This is a genomic window from Microcoleus sp. T3_D1, from assembly GCF_036700405.1.
Lineage (GTDB): Bacteria > Cyanobacteriota > Cyanobacteriia > Cyanobacteriales > Microcoleaceae > Microcoleus.
On the sequence record NZ_JAUBOV010000181.1, the window covers coordinates 1 to 2,485 of the forward strand.

Sequence of the window (2,485 nt, forward strand, 5' to 3'; positions counted from 1 at the left end):
GTGCGAATCGTTGGCTAGAAACAAAATCCAACAGGGTTTAGGGGGATTAGCCGCAAGGTGTAGAACCTTGACAACTGAATGACTATGTAGGTGAGAGTCAGTACCCTAGAACACTCAAATCTTACCCCGCAGGTGCAGCGGTGACAGCACTTCCCCCAGGTTTGCGACTAGCCATCAAAGCCTGAAGCGGGGATGAAAGGTGATAAGACTAGAAGCCTAATCTGGTATTCACCGAGCAAAGTACCCATGAGTAAAGCAACAGCTTGAAGATACGTTTGAATCGTCGTGACTAAAAACCAGCGGAATAAGGCTTATACGCTGGAGCCAAAATGGCACAGGATAAAGGAGTTGGCAAGTTGACTCTTGACCAATAAGCACTTCCAATAAACCCGGCGAATAGTATCACTCTAAAGGTACATAGTATGGTCATTCGGAACGAGATAACCTCTCGTCTGCTCTCAGGTGGTCGAATCCCTGTAGTAGGTGCTAACCGTATGCAGCGAGTAGGAAAGATTGGGTCAGAAGCGAAAGTCTGGGGTAATGCCCAGGATATGCAGACGGACTCACGGTGATTTGGAAGAAAAAGTCTTAAGTAGTGAGTAAAAATGTCTAAAACGAGTTTAAAGACTACGGTGGAATGGAACCAAGTGAACTGGCGAAAGCTAGAACGTAAGGTTTATAAGCTCCAAAAGAGAATTTTTCAAGCCTCTCAACGTGGTGATGTGAAAGCAATACGCAGACTCCAAAAGACGCTGATGAAGTCTTGGTCAGCAAAGGTATTATCGGTTCGTAGAGTAACCCAGGATAATACTGGCAAGAAAACGGCAGGAGTGGACGGGGTGAAATCCTTGTCCCCAGCAGCACGTTTGAAGTTAGTAAATAATTTAAAACTGGGGTCTAAGGTTAGTCCGACTAGGCGAGTATGGATTCCCAAGCCAGGAACGGAAGAGAAACGACCTCTAGGTATACCTACAATAAAAGACCGAGCCTTGCAAGCGCTGGTCAAACTGGCACTAGAACCAGAATGGGAAGCGCGATTTGAACCTAACTCATACGGGTTCAGACCTGGACGCTCATGCCAAGATGCGGTGGAAGCAATTTTTAACTCAACCCGGAAAAAGCCGAAATTCGTGCTTGATGCCGATATTTCCAAATGTTTCGACCGCATCGACCAGGAAGCACTGCTGAGAAAATTAAATACATTCCCTACCATTCGCCGACAAGTTCGAGCCTGGTTAAAAGCGGGAGTGATGGATGGAGAGCAGTTATTCCCAACATCCGAGGGTACGCCACAGGGCGGGGTCATTTCTCCGTTATTGGCAAATATCGCCCTACACGGTATGGAAGAACGAATCAAACAGTATGCAGAAACCCTGCCTACCAAAAGAGGAAAGAATAGACTCGACAATTACAGGAGTCTCAGTCTGATTCGTTATGCCGATGACTTCGTGATCATTCACGAAGATATAACCGTTGTTCAAAGATGTAAAGAGATTATCTCTGAATGGTTACATGGCATGGGTCTGGAACTAAAACCCAGTAAAACGAGACTTGCCCACACCCTAGTACGGTATGAGCAAGAGGAACCGGGATTTGATTTTCTTGGTTTCACAATACAACAGTTTCCAACAGGAAAGTATCACTCGAAACAGGGTTTTAAAACAATCATCACCCCAAGCAAGCAGAAGCAAAAGGTACATTACGAACAAATCGCATTGGTTATCGAAGCTCATAAGGCAGCACCGCAAGCGGCGTTAATCAGCCATTTAAACCCTATTATTAGGGGATGGGCTAACTACTATGCGACTGTAGTAAGTAAGGTAGCTTACTCAGATATCGATGACCTCACGTACCAAAAGTTAAGAGCTTGGGCAAAACGCCGCCACCCCAAAAAGAATGGGGAATGGGTGTCAAAGAAATATTGGCAACCTATAGGCGGAGATAACTGGGTATTCGCAACCAGGAAGGAAGGTTTAAAACCACTTCGGTTACTTAATCATGCTGACACTCCAATAGTGCGACATATAAAAGTTAAAGGCGAATCGTCGACCTACAACGGAAACCTGGTTTACTGGAGTACAAGAATGGGTAACAACCCAGAAATGCCAAGTAGGGTATCAAAACTCCTGAAAAAGCAAAAAGGAAAGTGTACCCACTGTGGTTTGTTTTTCCGTGAAGACGATGTGATGGAAGTTGACCACAGAATCCCTAAATCGCAAGGTGGAAAAGATTCTTACGATAATTGGCAACTCATTCACAGACATTGCCACGACACAAAGACTGCTATCGATGGCAGTCTCGGCAACCAATCTGGCTGCAATAGTGCCAAGCCTAAGCCCGCCAGAAAACTTGAAAAAGTCGATGGTAAATGGGTAATGAGGTATGCGTAACAAGCGCCAAATCATTGAGGAGCCGTGTGAGGTGAAAGTCTCATGCACGGTTTTGAAGACCAGCGAGACTGGTGACAGTCTCGCTGAGTTTAATA

Annotated in this window: 1 protein-coding gene; it reads left to right on the plus strand. The window is 45.4% G+C overall.

The window, feature by feature from the left end; genetic code table 11:
- The first annotated feature begins 605 nt into the window (after positions 1 to 605).
- Entirely contained in the window at positions 606 to 2,390 is a 1,785-nt protein-coding gene (ltrA, locus tag QT992_RS33210; RefSeq protein WP_333378725.1) for a group II intron reverse transcriptase/maturase, read from the plus strand.
- Positions 2,391 to 2,485 lie beyond the last annotated feature (95 nt).

Bases quoted from the DNA above. Each gene is read 5' to 3' on its own strand.
- ltrA (WP_333378725.1), top strand. From the start codon at position 606: ATGTCTAAAACGAGTTTAAAGACTACGGTGGAATGGAACCAAGTGAAC.